This window comes from Enterobacter sp. CC120223-11, from assembly GCF_900215375.1.
In the GTDB taxonomy this organism is placed as follows: domain Bacteria; phylum Pseudomonadota; class Gammaproteobacteria; order Enterobacterales; family Enterobacteriaceae; genus Scandinavium.
Window position 1 is genome coordinate 64160 of record NZ_OBEF01000021.1, and the last position, 14956, is coordinate 79115.

General features: G+C 59.8%; 13 protein-coding genes. 6 read left to right on the forward strand and 7 right to left on the reverse strand.

What is annotated here, in order from left to right; all coding sequences use genetic code 11:
- Nucleotides 1-4: 4 nt before the first annotated feature.
- On the reverse strand, nucleotides 5-1027 hold the full coding sequence (gene mtnA / locus CRO87_RS19805; RefSeq protein WP_097164641.1) for an S-methyl-5-thioribose-1-phosphate isomerase: 1023 nt from the start codon (nucleotides 1025-1027) through the stop codon (nucleotides 5-7).
- Between the two features lie 119 nt (nucleotides 1028-1146).
- Here mtnA and mtnK point away from each other — a divergent pair, with 119 nt between their 5' ends.
- Nucleotides 1147-2346 carry an S-methyl-5-thioribose kinase gene (gene mtnK / locus CRO87_RS19810; RefSeq protein WP_097164642.1) on the forward strand — a complete coding sequence of 400 codons (1200 nt, stop codon included), beginning with the start codon at nucleotides 1147-1149 and terminating at the stop codon, nucleotides 2344-2346.
- 471 nt (nucleotides 2347-2817) lie between these two features.
- Here the strand turns inward: mtnK and CRO87_RS19815 are convergent, their stop codons facing one another.
- The 4 genes from CRO87_RS19815 to CRO87_RS19830 form a co-directional block, all read right to left on the reverse strand.
- Nucleotides 2818-4059, reverse strand: coding sequence for an LVIVD repeat-containing protein (locus CRO87_RS19815; protein WP_097164643.1), 1242 nt, complete (start codon nucleotides 4057-4059; stop codon nucleotides 2818-2820).
- 83 nt (nucleotides 4060-4142) lie between these two features.
- Nucleotides 4143-5207, reverse strand: coding sequence for a sugar ABC transporter substrate-binding protein (locus tag CRO87_RS19820; protein WP_097164644.1), 1065 nt, complete (start codon nucleotides 5205-5207; stop codon nucleotides 4143-4145).
- Nucleotides 5208-5243: 36 nt separating this feature from the next.
- Nucleotides 5244-6242, reverse strand: a complete 999-nt coding sequence (locus CRO87_RS19825) for an ABC transporter permease (RefSeq protein ID WP_097164645.1) — start codon at nucleotides 6240-6242, stop codon at nucleotides 5244-5246.
- Nucleotides 6239-7741, reverse strand: coding sequence for a sugar ABC transporter ATP-binding protein (locus CRO87_RS19830; protein WP_097164656.1), 1503 nt, complete (start codon nucleotides 7739-7741; stop codon nucleotides 6239-6241). Before CRO87_RS19830 ends, CRO87_RS19825 begins: the two co-directional genes overlap by 4 nt.
- A 162-nt stretch (nucleotides 7742-7903) precedes the next feature.
- Between CRO87_RS19830 and CRO87_RS19835 the strand changes: the two genes are divergently transcribed.
- Both CRO87_RS19835 and CRO87_RS19840 read left to right on the forward strand, forming a co-directional pair.
- Nucleotides 7904-8998, forward strand: a complete 1095-nt coding sequence (locus CRO87_RS19835; protein ID WP_097164646.1) for an oxidoreductase — start codon at nucleotides 7904-7906, stop codon at nucleotides 8996-8998.
- A gap of 94 nt (nucleotides 8999-9092) precedes the next feature.
- On the forward strand, nucleotides 9093-9836 hold the full coding sequence (locus CRO87_RS19840) for a 3-oxoacyl-ACP reductase family protein (protein ID WP_097164647.1): 744 nt from the start codon (nucleotides 9093-9095) through the stop codon (nucleotides 9834-9836).
- Here CRO87_RS19840 and CRO87_RS19845 read toward each other — a convergent pair whose 3' ends face one another.
- Nucleotides 9837-10034 (reverse strand): YbdD/YjiX family protein, encoded by a 198-nt coding sequence (locus CRO87_RS19845; protein WP_097164648.1) that lies wholly within the window; start codon nucleotides 10032-10034, stop codon nucleotides 9837-9839.
- A gap of 109 nt (nucleotides 10035-10143) precedes the next feature.
- Complete coding sequence (gene cstA / locus CRO87_RS19850; protein ID WP_097164649.1) at nucleotides 10144-12249, reverse strand: pyruvate/proton symporter CstA; 2106 nt, start codon at nucleotides 12247-12249, stop codon at nucleotides 10144-10146.
- A gap of 290 nt (nucleotides 12250-12539) precedes the next feature.
- Here cstA and CRO87_RS19855 point away from each other — a divergent pair, with 290 nt between their 5' ends.
- Genes CRO87_RS19855 through CRO87_RS19865 form a run of 3 tightly spaced genes read left to right on the forward strand, consistent with a single transcriptional unit; the run spans nucleotide 12540 to nucleotide 14846 of the window.
- The gene (locus CRO87_RS19855) at nucleotides 12540-13259 is read left to right on the forward strand and encodes a nucleoside recognition domain-containing protein (protein WP_097164650.1); all 720 of its coding nucleotides are present in this window, start codon (nucleotides 12540-12542) and stop codon (nucleotides 13257-13259) included.
- Entirely contained in the window at nucleotides 13256-13720 is a 465-nt protein-coding gene (locus CRO87_RS19860; RefSeq protein ID WP_097164651.1) for a YjiG family protein, read from the forward strand. The genes CRO87_RS19855 and CRO87_RS19860 overlap by 4 nt, the downstream gene beginning before the upstream one ends.
- Before the next feature lie 13 nt (nucleotides 13721-13733).
- A complete protein-coding gene (locus CRO87_RS19865) occupies nucleotides 13734-14846 on the forward strand; it encodes a M20 family metallopeptidase (protein ID WP_097164652.1) in 1113 nt (370 codons plus the stop codon).
- Nucleotides 14847-14956 lie beyond the last annotated feature (110 nt).

The following is a 14956-nucleotide window of genomic DNA, read 5'->3' on the forward strand; positions in this document are numbered from 1 at the left end:
ATAGTCAGACTTTGGCAAATTTCCCTGCGGCGACTTCTTCTGGCGTTACCACGCCCGTATCAAGCACCCAGCCGCTAATGAGCGCAGCAGGCGTGACGTCGAATGCCGGGTTGTAAACTTTTGCCTCTTCCGGGGCCCACTGCACAGCGCCAAAGCTGCCTGCCACACCTGTCACTTCTGCGGCGGTACGTTGTTCGATCGGGATCGCTTCCCCGTTCGGGCAGTGCGGGTCTAGCGTCGTCTGCGGTGCAGCAACGTAGAACGGAATACCGTGGAACTTCGCCAGCACCGCCAGCGAGTAGGTGCCAATTTTGTTTGCCACGTCTCCGTTGGCAGCAATGCGATCCGCCCCTACCCACACGGCATCGACCTGCCCTTTCGCCATCAGGCTGGCTGCCATTGAATCGGTGATCAGCTGATACGGCACACCCAGCTCGCCAAGTTCCCACGCCGTAAGTCTTCCACCCTGCAATAGCGGACGCGTTTCATCCACCCAAACGTTCGCCACGTTTCCTTGCTGATGCGCGAAGTTGATCACGCCGAGCGCGGTACCTACGCCTGCCGTTGCCAGGCCGCCAGTGTTGCAGTGCGTCAGCAGGCGACTGCCCGGTTTGACGAGCGCGCTTCCCGCCTGCGCAATGCGCTCGCAAAGCTGCTTGTCTTCCTCAATCAGCCGCAGCGCTTCAGCCACCAGCGCCGGAACGAACTGCTCCTGCGCCAAAGCGAGCTTCATGCGGTCGAGGTTGTTCATCAGGTTTACTGCCGTCGGGCGTGAGGCACGCAGGGTTTCCAGCGCGGTAAGCAGTTCGTCGCAGTTCAGCCCACGCTCTGCCAGCAGAGCCAGCAGCAGGCTGGCAGAAAGGCCAATCAGCGGCGCACCGCGCACGCGCAGGGCATGAATGTGGCGAACAAGCGCCTCTACGCTGCTGGCGTCCAGCCAGTTCGACTGCTGCGGCAGCGCCTGCTGATCGAGGATAAACAGCTGGTTGTCGCGTACCCGCAGGCTGGTGGTCTGTAAAGTCTGCATATCGTTAAATCCCTGTTGCGTTGTTGTAGCACATTGTGTCAGGATGGATTTCAGATGTATAGACGTCTGAATGGCTTTATTTCTGGCTATCTGATTACAAGAACATGAGGAACGAGGCAATGTCGCACTACCACACCTTCACCGCTCAGGATGCCGTAGCCTACGCGCAGCAGTTTGGCGGCCTGGACACTCCGTCAGAGCTGGTATCCGCGCAGGAGGTCGGCGACGGCAACCTCAACCTGGTGTTCAAAATATTTGATGCACAAGGCGTGAGCCGAATTATCGTCAAGCAGGCGCTACCCTACGTGCGCTGCGTGGGCGAATCCTGGCCGCTGACCCTGGACCGCGCCCGTTTAGAAGCGCAGACGCTGGTTGAGCATTACCAACACGCCCCGGAGCACACGGTCAAAATCCACCATTTCGATGCAGAACTGGCGGTGATGGTGATGGAAGATCTGTCCGATCACCGCATCTGGCGCGGCGAGCTGATACAGGGCGCATACTACCCGCAGGCCGCCACGCAGCTAGGCGTTTACCTCGCGCAAACCCTGTTCCACACCAGCGATTTTTACCTGCATCCGCATCAGAAGAAGGCGCAGGTGGCGAACTTCATCAACCCGGAAATGTGCGAGATAACGGAAGACCTTTTCTTCAACGACCCGTACCAGGTGCATGAACGCAACAACTATCCAGCCGAACTGGAGGCCGACGTTTCCGCCCTGCGCGACGACACGACGCTGAAGCTTGCCGTTGCCTCACTCAAGCATCGCTTCTTCTCACAGGCCGAAGCATTGCTGCACGGCGACATTCACAGCGGCTCGATTTTTGTCGCCGACGGCAGCCTGAAAGCCATTGACGCCGAGTTTGGCTATTTCGGCCCGATTGGCTTTGATATCGGCACGGCTGTTGGCAACCTGCTGCTGAACTACTGCGGCCTGCCGGGCCAGCTCGGCATTCGCGATGCCGCCGCCGGTCGCGAACAGCGCCTCGCCGATATCCAGGAGCTGTGGAACACCTTCGCCGAGCGCTTCCAGGCGCTGGTGACGGAGAAAACCCGCGACGCCGCGCTGGCCTTCCCAGGCTACAGCAGCGCGTTTCTGAAAAAGGTCTGGCACGATGCGGTTGGCTTCTGCGGCACCGAGCTGATTCGACGCAGCGTCGGGCTGTCGCACGTGGCGGATATCGACACCATTCAGGATGACACCATGCGCCACGAATGCCTGCGTCACGCCATTACGCTCGGTCGCGCACTGATTGTGCTGGCAGACAAAATCGACAGCGTGGATGAACTGGTGGCGCGGGTTCGTCAGTACAGCTAGCTTTGATGCCCGGTGGCGACAATGCCTTACCGGGCCTACAAACCGGACCAACAAAACACCATCATTCCCCCTCTCCCCGGCCCTCTCCCATAGGGAGAGGGAGAAAACCGCCTCTATCCCTGCGCCAGGGGAGCGCATGAAATTCAAAGACCTCACATAATCGTTCCCCTTCCAAGGGAGAGGGAGAAAACCACACTCCTTCCCTGAGTCAGGGGGAATGCGGAACCCAAAGACCGCAATTTATTGTTCCCTCTCCCAAAGGGGGAGAGAAAACCACACTCTTTCCCTGAGTCAGGGGGAATGCGGAACCCAAAGACCGCACATTATTGTTCTCTCTCCCAAAGGGAGAGGGGAAAAACCACACTCTTTCCCTGAGTCAGGGGGAATGCGAAACCCAAAGACCGCACATTATTGTTCCCTCTCCCTTCGGGAGAGGGTCAGGGAGAGGGCGGCATCCTCGTTAACAAGCAATCACCCCAGGTACTCAATCACCGACAGCCCGCCGTTGTAGTCCGTGCTGTAGATAATCCCCTGCGCATCCACGAACACGTCACAGGACTGAATCACCTGCGGCCTGCCCGGACGCGTGTCCATCATCCGCTGCGGTGCGGCGGGCACCAGCGCGCCGGTTTCCACAGGGCGGTACGGGTTGGAAATGTCATAAGCACGAACGCCTGCGTTCTGATACGTCGCGAAAATCAGCGTCGAACTGACAAAACTGCCGGGCCGGTTTTCATGGAGGTTGTGCGGGCCAAAATGCGCGCCCTTCGCCACGTAGTCGGTTTCTTCCGGCTGCGGGAAAGTGGCAATGCTCACCGGGTTCGACGGCTCGCGGATATCAAACAGCCAGATAAGCTTCTCGCCATCCTCCTGATTGTCGAGCACCGCTTCGTCCAGCACCACCAGCAGATCCCTGTCCGGCAACGGCAGCGCGGTGTGCGTGCCGCCGCCAAACGGTGGGCTCCAGTTGCGATGGGCAATCAGCTTCGGGGCCGCTCTGTCTTTCACATCCAGAATCGTTAATCCGCCGTCGCGCCAGCTGCCGTAGGCGGTGTCGCCTGCGATAATGGCGTGGTGCAGCGCGTAGCGTTTGCCCTCCGGCCAGTCCGGCGTTTCGCCCGCCGCCTGGTTCATGCCCGGCAGCCACCAGCGCCCCGCCACTTCCGGTTTGCACGGGTTGCTGAGGTCGATGGTCAGGAAGATATAGTCGCTGAAGCCGTCAATCAGCGCCGAGACATAAGCCCAGCGCCCGCCGACGTACCAGATGCGGTGAATGCCGATGCCGTCGAGGGACAAAAAGCCGATTTCGCGCGGCTTATCGGGCGTGGAGATGTCGAACACGCGCAGCCCGGCGCTCCAGCCTTTGTCCTGCACGTCGCTGACTGTCTCGCCCACGGAGCGGGTGTAATAGACCTTTTCATCGGCAAAGCGCGCGTCGGCAAACAGGTCGCGGGCGTTGATCACCAGCAGCAGATCGTCGTGAGCCTGCAAGTGCACGTTCCAGGTCCCCGGCGGCGCGGCGATGTAGTTCACCGCTTTTGGATTTTTTGGGTCGCGCACATCGACCACAGAAAAACCCTGCGACACCATATGCCCGATGTAGGCATAACCGCGATGCACCATCAGTTGCACGCCGTCTGGTCGCCCGCCCTGGTCGCTGTGCCCAATCAGCCGCATATTGCGGCTGTAGTCCGGGCAAGGTAAGTCAGACATAGTCGATTCCCTGTGCCGGATGGCGGCTGCGCCTTATCCTGCCTACAAAACCGTAGGCCCGGTAAGCGCAGCGCCACCGGGCATTATTTTGATTTCGCTTCCAGCGTCGCGAACCACGGGGCGATGAAGTCTTCAGTCTGTCCCCAGCCCGGAATGATTTTCCCTAAGGACGCCACGTTCACCGCGCCCGGCTGCGCCGCCAGCAGGGCCTGTGGAATCGCCGCGGCTTTAAAATCGTAAGTCGCAGGCGTGGTTTCCCCGGCGATTTTGTTGGCAATCAGGCGCACGTTGGTGGCCCCAATCAGCTTAGGATCGACCGCCACGCTCACCTTCCACGGGCTGTTCGCCTCGCGCATCAGCTGCAAATCCTGGTTTGAAACGTCGATGCTGTAGAGTTTGATTTCGGTGCGGCCATTCTCCTTCAACGCCTTGTACGCGCCCTGGCTGAACGCATCCCAGGTGCCCCAGATTGCGTCGATTTTGCCTTTCGGGTACTTCGCCAGCACTGCGCCCACTTTGTTGGCGGTGTCGCCCTGCACGTCGGAAGAGACTGCACCAATGGATTCCAGCTCTTTGATGCCCGGGTTTTGCTTCAGCAATTCTTTGTACGCGGCCTGACGACGCTCCATTGGCGGGAAGCCTGCCACCCACAGCTTGATGATGTTGGCCTTGCCGTTAAAGTCTTTTACCAGTTGGCCGAAGGAGAGATCCGTCAGCGAGGCATCGTCCTGCTGCGTCACGGTCACGCCCGGGATGTCGCCGTTTACGGCGGTATCAAACACCGCGACTTTAATGCCCGCAGCAACCGCCTTTTTCACCAGCTCTGTGGAGTACGGATCGCGGCCCTGGGAGAGAATAATGCCGTCATATTTCTGGCTGATGGCCTGATTGACGAAGTCCTGGAATTTGGCGTCGTCGCCGTTGCTGAGGAAAGTGCTCACCTTAAAGCCTAATTTTTTGCCTTCCTGAATCGCGCCGGAGACGAACTGCGTGGTGTTGTCGTCGGAGCCGAGGTTACGAATAATCGCGATGCGGATCGGCCCGCTGTGGTTGGCAATGGCCGCCGGAACCGGCGTTGGCGTTTCTGCGAAGGCGGCTACGGAATTGAGCAATCCCAGAGCGATAAGCGACAGCGTGATTTTTTTCATTATGTTGACCCTGATGGTTGTGTTGTTAGGTTGTTGTTATGTCCGGCGCTGAAAATAGGTCAGAGCCAGCGCGCCAGCCAGCACCAGACCTTTGATGATATCCATGGCGTAGTAAGGCACCGAGAGCATCACCAGCCCGTTCGACAGCACCCCGAGGATCACCGCGCCCACCAGCGTGCCAAGCGCATTCGGTTTGCCGGAGCCGGCGAGCGAGAACCCAATCCACGCTGCCGCCACCGCGTCCATCAGGTAGCCGCTGCCCGCGTTCACCTGCGATGAGCCGATGCGCGAGGCGAGCAAAATCCCGCCTAGGCCCGCCAGCAGAGAAGCAATCACATATGCCGCCACCTTGTAGCGAGTGGTGCGCAGCCCGGAAAGGCGCGCCGCCTCCGGGTTACCGCCGATGGCATACATCCGGCGTCCGTGTGTCGTGAGAGACAGAGCGAGCTGCGCCACGATGGTCACCACCAGCATGATAATCACAATGGTTGGCACCTGGCCGAGCAGGCCGAACGCCGCCGGGATGGTGCCTTCCGCCATGTCACCGCTCGGCAGCACCATGTTCTCGGTAATTGAGCCACCGAAGCTATACGTCGCCGCCACGCCCTGCACCACAAACAGGCTCGCCAGCGTGGCAAGCATGTCAGGGATGCGCAGAATGACGATCAGGAAGGCGTTGAACAGCCCAACCAGCGTGCAGAGCAGCAGCGTCACCACGATGGCTTCCGTGGTGCCAAAGCCGTGCCAGACGAACAGCGAAATAACCAACGCATTGGCGAGTGATGCCGTCGATCCCACCGAAAGGTCAAACCCGCCGACGGTCAGCGAAATCGACACGCCGATGGCAATCACTGTCACAATGGCGATGGAGCGCAGGATGTTGATGATGTTGAACGGATCGAGGAAGTTGTCCGACGCGAGGCCGAAAATCACCACCAGCGCCACCACGGTCAGCAACATGCCCCATTTGTAGAGAAAATCGAAAAACTGCTGACGGCCCGATGCCGTCGCCTTAACTGTCAGGGCCTTGCTCACGACGCTGCGCCTCCGGTGGAGTAATAAAGTAAGGTGTCTTCGCGGGCGTCAGTGCCCGCCACTTCTGCCACAATTTTGCCGTCCCACAGCACGCAGATGCGGTCGCACAGGCCGACCAGCTCCGCAAACTCGCCGGAAGCATAAATTACGCCTTTGCCCTCGCGGGCCAGGCCGTCAATCAGATTGAAAAGGTCGGTTTTGGCTTTAACGTCCACGCCTTTGGTCGGCTCGTCAAAAATCAGCACGTTCGCGTTGCCGCGCAGCCATTTGCCGATCGCCACTTTTTGCTGGTTGCCGCCGGAGAGCCTGCGCAGCGTCTGCGCCGGGCCGGTGGTGCGAATGCCCACGCGGGCGATCACTTCCTCCGCCCAACGCCAGGCCTGGCGATGGCCGAACAGGCTCCAGCGTGAAAAGCTGCTATCCGCGCCCACCGCCAGGTTCATGCCGATGGACTCGTCAATAAAGATGCCCTCTTTACGGCGCTCTTCCGGCACCAGCGCCAGGCCACGGCTGACGGAATCTGCCGGGTCGCGCGGCTGCCAGGGCTGACCGTTCAATTCGCCCCGCTCAACGCGGCTTTTGCTCGCGCCAAACAGCGCCTTGCAGAGTTCGGTTTTGCCCGCGCCCGCGAGGCCCGCAATGCCCAGAATCTCGCCTTTGCGCAGCCGCAGCGAGATGGCCTGCAGCAGCTTTTCGTCATGCAGGCCATCGACCTGCAACACCACGTCCTCACTGTGCGGCGGACGGCGCGGCGGGAAAATATCGGTCAGCTCATGGCCGAGCATCTTCTCGACGATCTGTTCACCGCTGAGCGCCGCCATCGGGCCGCTCTCAATCAGCCGCCCGTCGCGAAGCACCGTCAGGGTGTCGCAGATGGCCTTTAATTCGTGGATACGGTGAGAGATAAACACCACGCCGATGCCCTGCTGTTGCAGGCGCTTCACCACCGCGAACAGCCGTTCGCTTTCGTGGCTGTCGAGCGGCGCGGTAGGTTCATCGAGGATCAGAAACTGGCAGTGATGCGACAGCGCCCGTGCCAGCAGAATTTGCTGCTTTTCGGCGAGCGTGCAGCCGTCGATGGCGCGCTTCACGTCGAGATCCACGTCCAGCTGCGCCAGAGCGGCTTTCGCCTTTTCGCGAACCTGCCGCCAGCTGAAGCGGTAGCCCGGCTCCGCCAGGTGATCGAGCATGATGTTTTCGGCAATCGACAACCCCGGCACCAGTGCCACGTCCACTTCCTGCTGCACCAGATGAATGCCCAACTGTTTGGCATCGCGCGGCGAGCGGATGCTCACCGGCTGATTGTTTATGGCAATCTCACCTTCATAGTGATCCCAGGTGCCGCAGAGCACCGCCATCAGCGTGGATTTACCCGCGCCGTTGGCCCCGGTTAACGCGTGCACGGAGCCGCCATTGAGCGTGAAGTCCACCTGGGTTAAGGCTTTAAAACCGGAGAAGGCCAGGCTGATGCCATGCATCTCAAGGCGATTGACTGCCATCCGCTGAACACCCTTATCGTTAAACGTCTGTTGCATGGAATCTTCCACAGCCGCCCTTGACTGACAAAGGCGGAAAAGGCATAAGATAAAGCGAAATAATATTAGCCATCCGGATGTCCAGACATACCATCGGGAGAGCGATAATACACAAGGACATAACAAATGAGCAACACCGATATTCGTGTGGTTGTTGGCCCCGCCAACTATTTCTCGCATCGCGGCAGCTTTGCGCGCCTCGTTGACTTCTTCAGCACTGAACAACTATCCCGCGCAGTGTGGATCTATGGCGAGCGCGCCATCGCCGGAGCAGAGCCTTTCCTGCCTGCTGCTTTTCACGCGGAAGGTGCCAAACATCTGCTGTTCACAGGCCATTGCAGCGAGCGGGACGTGACCGCACTTGCAGAAAGCGCCGGTGAAAACCCGGCGGTGGTGATTGGCGTCGGCGGCGGCACGGTGATGGATACCGCCAAAGCCGTAGCGCGTCGGCTGAATGTGCCGTTCGTGGCGCTGCCGACCGTCGCCGCCACCTGCGCCGCATGGACGCCGCTTTCGGTGTGTTACAACGACGCAGGCCAGGCTCTGCAGTTTGAAATTTTCCACGACGCTAACTTCCTTGTGCTGGTCGAGCCTGAAATCATCCTCAACGCGCCAAAGGAGTATCTCCTGGCCGGGATCGGCGACACGCTGGCGAAGTGGTACGAAGCGGTGGTGCTCGCCCCGCAGCCGGAACAGCTGCCGCTGACGGTGCGCCTCGGCCTGAACGGTGCGCTGGCGATCCGCGATATACTGCTGGAGCACAGCGAAGCGGCTCTGGTGAGTCAGCAAAAAGGCGAGCTGAGCCAGGCGTTCCTTGATGTGGTGGACGCGATTATTGCCGGTGGCGGTATGGTCGGTGGTCTGGGCGAGCGCTACACCCGCGTCGCCGCAGCCCATGCGGTGCACAACGGCCTGACGGTGCTGCCACAAACGGAGAAATTCCTGCACGGCACCAAAGTCGCCTACGGTATTCTGGTGCAGAGTGCGCTGCTCGGGCAGGATGACGTGCTCGCGCAGCTGATTGCTGCCTATCAGCGCTTCAGCCTGCCGACCACGCTCGCAGAGCTGGACGTGGACATCCATAACCGCGCAGAGCTCGACCAAGTCATTGCCCACACCCTGCGCCCGGTGGAGTCCATTCACACCCTGCCCGTCACCGTCACCCCGGATGCGCTGCACGCCGCATTTGTAAAAGTTGAAGCCCTAAGCGCTTCATTCTGAACGCCTCGCCGAAAATCCCCCGTCCCGTCCATTGACGGGGGATAAACGCCCTCTATACCTAATGATGACTCTTACTCTCAACGCTGGAGCAGCTATGCATATCGATCTGACGGGTAAACGAGCGTTGGTCACCGGGGCCAGCCGCGGACTTGGCCGGGCTATTGCACTCTCTCTGGCGAAAGCCGGGGCGGACGTCGTTATCACCTACGAAAAATCGGCAGACAAGGCGCAGGCCGTGGCCGATGAAATTCGTAAACTTGGCCGTAAAGGCCATGCCATTCAGGCGGACAGCAGCCAGGCAGAGGCCATCGTGCGCGCGGTGAATGAAACGGCACAGACGCTCGGCGGGCTGGATATTCTGGTCAACAACGCAGGCATTGCGCGCGGCGGCCCGTTGGAATCGATGTCACTGGAGGATATTGACGCGGTGATCGACGTGAACATTCGCGGCGTGGTGGTTGCCACTCAGGCGGCGCTTGCGCACCTCGGAAAGGGCGGGCGCATCATCAACATCGGCAGCTGTCTGGCGAACCGTGTGGCGTTTGAGGGGATTGCGGTCTATTCGATGAGTAAGTCAGCCCTGAACTCGCTCACCCGCGGACTGGCCCGCGATTTAGGTCCGAAAGGGATCACCGTCAATCTGGTGCATCCAGGCCCTACGGACAGCGACATGAACCCGGCAGACAGTGAACAAGGGCGGGAGCAGGTGAAACAAATTGCCTTAGGCCATTACGGCACGCCGGAGGATATCGCCGCCGCCGTCACCTTCCTCGCAAGCCCTGCCGCCGGGCAGATAACCGGCACAGGCCTGGACGTTGACGGAGGGGTTAACGCCTGACTAGCAGCACTTCGCACCGCCTTTGCCACCGTAGCGCGCGTCCTGACGCTCGCGGAAAAACTCCTCGTAGGTCATCGGCGTTTTGTCCGGGTGGTTGAGGCGCGTGTGCTCCACGTAGTTGTCGTAATCAGGCACGCCAATCATCATTTTCGCCGCCTGGCCGAGGTATTTCCCGGCTTTTGAAAGTGTGTCGAACATGGTTACTCCTGTGAATTTCCCCCTCACCCTAACCCTCTCCCCAAAGGGGAGAGGGAAGGGTTTACTCCCTCTCCCTTAGGGAGAGGGCCGGGGTGAGGGTCAACCCCTGTTAATGCGCGCTCTTCGCCTGGGCCACAATCTGCTCCAGGTTTTCCGGCATCGGCTCGTACGGCGTCTCTTTGGCTGTCGGTTTGTCTTCCTTCAGCGCCGCCAGAGCGGTTTTCAGTGAATAGAGCGCCAGTACCACAACCACCACCATAAAGAAGATGGTCAGCCCGGCGTCCAGACGGTTGTTGAACACCAGCTGCGAAAGCTGTGATTCCGTATACTGCGCCGGAATTTTACCGCTGTCGATCATCGCCTGGAACTTGTTGGCAATTGCCAGGAAGCCGACTTTGTTATCCGGGCTGAACGCCTTCTGCCAGCCTGCGGTCAGGGTACAAATCAGCAGCCAGGCCGTTGGCACCAGAGCCACCCAGGCATAACGCTGACGTTTCATTTTGAACAGCACCACCGCACAGAGCATCAGCGCCATCCCCGCCAGCATCTGGTTGGCAATACCAAACAGCGGCCACAGGGTGTTGATGCCGCCAAGCGGATCGACCACGCCCTGATGCAGGAAGTAGCCCCACGCCAGCACGCAGAGCGCCGTCGCCAGCAGGTTGGCAGGCAGCGAATCGGTGCGTTTCAGGTTCGGGCTGATGACGCCCATTAAATCCTGCAACATAAAGCGCGCCGCGCGCGTACCGGCATCCACCGCTGTCAGGATAAACAGCGCTTCAAACAGGATGGCGAAGTGATACCAGAAGGAGACATCCATCAGGCCGCCCAGCGAGCCGTGCAGAATGTACGCCATCCCCACCGCCAGCGTCGGTGCGCCGCCCGCACGGGAGATTATCGACTGTTCTCCAACTTCGTTAGCAATTTGCGTGAGCGTGTCTGGCGTGATTGCGAAGCCCCAGCTGCTGACCACCTGCGCCGCAGAGGCCACCACGTCAGTCGTCCCCGCCGGAGCCAGCACCGCCATCGGGCTGTTCATCGCGAAGTACACGCCCGGATCTATGATGCACGCCGCCACCAGCGCCATAATCGCCACGAAGGATTCCATCAGCATCCCGCCGTAGCCAATCAGGCAGGCCTGATTTTCATTGGCCAACATTTTTGGCGTGGTGCCAGAGGCAATCAGCGCATGGAAGCCCGAGACTGCGCCACAGGCAATGGTGATAAACAGGAACGGGAACAGGCTGCCGGTCCAGACCGGGCCGGTGCCGTCGACGAATTTGGTTAAAGCAGGCATGGTCAGCGTCGGGCGCAGGATCAGAATACCGATCGCTAATCCGACGATGGTGCCGATTTTCAGGAAGGTGGAGAGGTAATCACGCGGGGCCAGCAGCAGCCACACTGGCAGCACTGCCGCCACAAAGCCGTAGCCTACGAGCATCCACGTCAGCTGTACGCCGGTGAAGTCAAACCACGGCGCCCACGTCGGACTTGCCGCCACCCAGCCGCCAGAGATAATGGCGAAAATCAGGAATACCAGGCCAATCACCGACACCTCGCCGATACGCCCAGGGCGCAGATAGCGAATATAGATGCCCATGAAAATCGCCAGCGGAATGGTGAACGCCACGGTGTAGGTACCCCACGGGCTGTGGGTCAGGGCTTTCACAACGATCATCGCGAGTACCGCAAGGATGATGACCATGATCATAAAGGTCGCCACCAGCGCAATCACGCCTGCGGTCGCCCCCATCTCCTCTTTCACCAGCTCGCCGAGCGAACGGCCATCGCGACGGGTCGAGACGAACAGCACCATAAAGTCCTGCACCGCCCCGGCCAGCACCACGCCCGCGAGGATCCAGATCATACCCGGCAGGTAGCCCATCTGTGCCGCCAGCACCGGTCCCACCAGTGGCCCTGCCCCGGCAATCGCCGCGAAATGGTGACCGAACAGCACTTTCTTATCGGTCGGCACGTAGTCCAGCCCGTCGTTATGACGAACGGCTGGCGTCATGCGAGTCGGGTCAACGGCAAGCACCCTTTTCGCGATGTACAGCCCGTAAAAACGGTAGGCAATGAGGTAGATACACACCGCCGCGACAACAATCCACAGCGCGTTAATTTGTTCGCCACGGTTAAGGGCGATATAGCCGAGGGCAAAAGCTCCCACGATCGAGAGAATGGCCCATATCAGGTATTTCCCTGGGTTATTCATGGTCGGATTCCATCTGTGAAGGGGAAGTTGTTACATTTTGTATCTATAACACCCCTCGTGAATTTAACAACGTGATAACCAGGGAAAGGAGACGTAACACCACGGATTTACACCACATTGTTAAGCCGATCACTGAATGACCCGACTCGCTTCTCTGGCCGAATGATCTTATCCGTCACACTTTTTACTTTTGAGTAATCACCTTGCGAAACCAGATGATGTACATCAATTTTTTCCTCCGTCACCCCACCAAAATGGAGCAGCAGAATTGCCACTACAAGGAAACGGAGATGAGTACACAACTGCAGGAAAACAGAGTTGGGCCCGGGGCGTATTTCGCGCTGGCCTTTGCCGCCGTCTTTTTCTCAGGCCTGCTCGGCGGGAAAGAGTGGTACGGCGTGTTTGACTTCACCACCCTTAACGGCGCGTTTGGCAAAGTCGTCAGCGGCGTGAATCAGCAGGGCGATGCGATAGCCACCACCACTTCGGCCTTTCGCGGCCAAGGCGGGCACGGCGCGATGGACGGTTTTCTCTTTGCCCTGGGACTGATCCCAGCGGTGATGTTCGCCCTCGGCATGATTAACGTGCTGGAGCACTACGGCGCGCTGCGTGCTGCCCGTCGCCTTTTGACGCCACTGCTGCGCCCGCTGATGGGCATTCCCGGCAACACCGGGCTGGCGCTTATCGGCAGCCTGCAAAGCACTGACGTTGGCGCATCCCTCACCCGCAACCTCGCCGACGAAGGGCAAATCACCGAAAAGGAAAAAGACATTTTCGCCATGTTCCAGTTCTCGGCGGGCGCGATGATCACCAACTTTTTCTCCTCCGGCGCGATCCTCTTCACCCTCGTCGCCATTGACGGCACCTCCGCCGTACCGACCTCCATCGGCGCATGCATCGCGGTGATGTTCATTATGAAAATTGTCGGCGCGAACCTGATGCGCCTGTGCCTCAGCCTCGGCGAGAAGAAAGCCGCCACCCAGTCCACCGCACAAGGAGAAGCATCATGAGTTCGCCTGCGTCTAACCCGGTTATTACCGACGTTTTTGTTGAAGGAGCCCGCAAAGGCTGGAACATCGCCACCACCAGCACGCTGCCGAACGTGGTGATGGCATTCATCATTATTAAGGCGCTGGAAATCACCGGCGCGTTGAAGGCCCTCGGGATAGTCTTTTCCCCGCTGATGGGGTTGTTTGGCCTGCCGGGTGAAGCGGCCGCCGTGCTGATTGGCGGCTGGATGTCGATGGGCGGCGCGATTGGCGTGGCCATTGGCCTGTTCGACAAGGGCATTCTCACCGGCGAACACCTGGCGATCCTCGCCCCGGCCATCTACCTGATGGGCTCCCAGGTGCAGTACCTCGGGCGCATCCTCGGCGTGATCGGCACCCGCGCCAAACGTATTCCGCTGATGATTGCCATCTCCGTCATCAACGCCTTCTTAGCCATGCTGCTGATGCGCATCATTCTCTGAACAAGGACTTCACATGCAACTGGAAAATTATATCGAAGAGCTTCGCCAACTGGTCGACGTCGACTGCGGCACGCAAACCCATGACGGCGTGGCAAAAGTCGCGGGCATCATGGGCCAGCTCTGGCAGAACGAAGGCTGGCACACCGAGCAGGTGGATTTGGGCGACAAAGTCGGGCCCGGCGTGTTCGTCACTAACAAGCCACAGGCGAAGCAGTTCGACGTGCTGCTGGTCGGCCATCTTGATACCGTCTTTCCGGCGGGCACCGTTGCCGAAAGGCCGATGAGCCAGGACGAGCAGCGCTTATACGGCCCCGGTGTGTCGGACATGAAAAGCGGCCTGCTGAATATTCTGTGGGCCATGCGCAGCCTCGCGCCAGAGCACCGTGAACGCCTGGCAATTGCTGTCGCCATGAACCCGGACGAAGAGACCGGCAGCGTGCATTCCCACGAATGGATCGGCGATCTCGCAAAACGTTCCCGCTGCGTGCTGGTGTGCGAAGCCGCCCGCGCCGATGGCTCACTGGTGAAAGCGCGCAAAGGCATGGCTGGCTATCAGCTCACCTTCGACGGCGTGGCAGCCCACGCGGGCAACGAGCCGGAAAAAGGTCGTTCGGCGATCACGGCTTTCGCCCAAAGCGTGCTGGCGATCAACGCGCTGGCCAATACCGAACTCGGCACGACGCTGAACGTCGGAGTAGTAAACGGCGGCAGTGCTGCGAACGTAGTGCCCGCGCAGGTCACGGCGGAACTGGACGTGCGCTTCTGGCAGAACGACGAGTACGAACGCGTGAATCAGGCACTGACACAGCTGTGTGAGAAAGGGTTCCTCGAAGGCGTCACCACGAAGCTGACCCGCATCAACCATAAACCGGCCATGGCGGCGAGCGAAGAAACGCAGCTGCTGATGCGCCTGGTGGAACTGGCAGGCAAAGAAGAAGGCATTAAAGTGACGTGGCAGGCGGTCGGCGGCGGCAGCGACGCCAACCACACCGCCGCGCTCGGCATTCCGACGCTCGACGGCTTAGGCCCGGTAGGCGCTGGCTTCCATAGCCCGGCCGAGTGGCTGGATATCGCCTCGATCGAGCCGCGTATTCGTTTGTTAGGACGGGTGGTGTCGATGCTTTGAGTCCTGGATTTCCCCTCTCCCCGGCCCTCTCCCGATGGGAGAGGGAGAAAGGCAGAGAGCGCGTATGTCAGTACCCTCTCCCCACGGGAGAAGGAGAAAGGCAGAGAGCG

Coding starts and splice junctions, on each gene's coding strand:
- cstA (WP_097164649.1), bottom strand. CDS start 12,249: ATGAATAACCCAGGGAAATACCTGATATGGGCCATTCTCTCGATCGTG.
- CRO87_RS19815 (WP_097164643.1), bottom strand. CDS start 4,059: ATGTCTGACTTACCTTGCCCGGACTACAGCCGCAATATGCGGCTGATT.
- CRO87_RS19835 (WP_097164646.1), top strand. CDS start 7,904: ATGAGCAACACCGATATTCGTGTGGTTGTTGGCCCCGCCAACTATTTC.
- CRO87_RS19855 (WP_097164650.1), top strand. CDS start 12,540: ATGAGTACACAACTGCAGGAAAACAGAGTTGGGCCCGGGGCGTATTTC.
- CRO87_RS19860 (WP_097164651.1), top strand. CDS start 13,256: ATGAGTTCGCCTGCGTCTAACCCGGTTATTACCGACGTTTTTGTTGAA.
- CRO87_RS19830 (WP_097164656.1), bottom strand. CDS start 7,741: ATGGCAGTCAATCGCCTTGAGATGCATGGCATCAGCCTGGCCTTCTCC.
- CRO87_RS19865 (WP_097164652.1), top strand. CDS start 13,734: ATGCAACTGGAAAATTATATCGAAGAGCTTCGCCAACTGGTCGACGTC.
- mtnA (WP_097164641.1), bottom strand. CDS start 1,027: ATGCAGACTTTACAGACCACCAGCCTGCGGGTACGCGACAACCAGCTG.
- CRO87_RS19820 (WP_097164644.1), bottom strand. CDS start 5,207: ATGAAAAAAATCACGCTGTCGCTTATCGCTCTGGGATTGCTCAATTCC.
- mtnK (WP_097164642.1), top strand. CDS start 1,147: ATGTCGCACTACCACACCTTCACCGCTCAGGATGCCGTAGCCTACGCG.
- CRO87_RS19845 (WP_097164648.1), bottom strand. CDS start 10,034: ATGTTCGACACACTTTCAAAAGCCGGGAAATACCTCGGCCAGGCGGCG.
- CRO87_RS19840 (WP_097164647.1), top strand. CDS start 9,093: ATGCATATCGATCTGACGGGTAAACGAGCGTTGGTCACCGGGGCCAGC.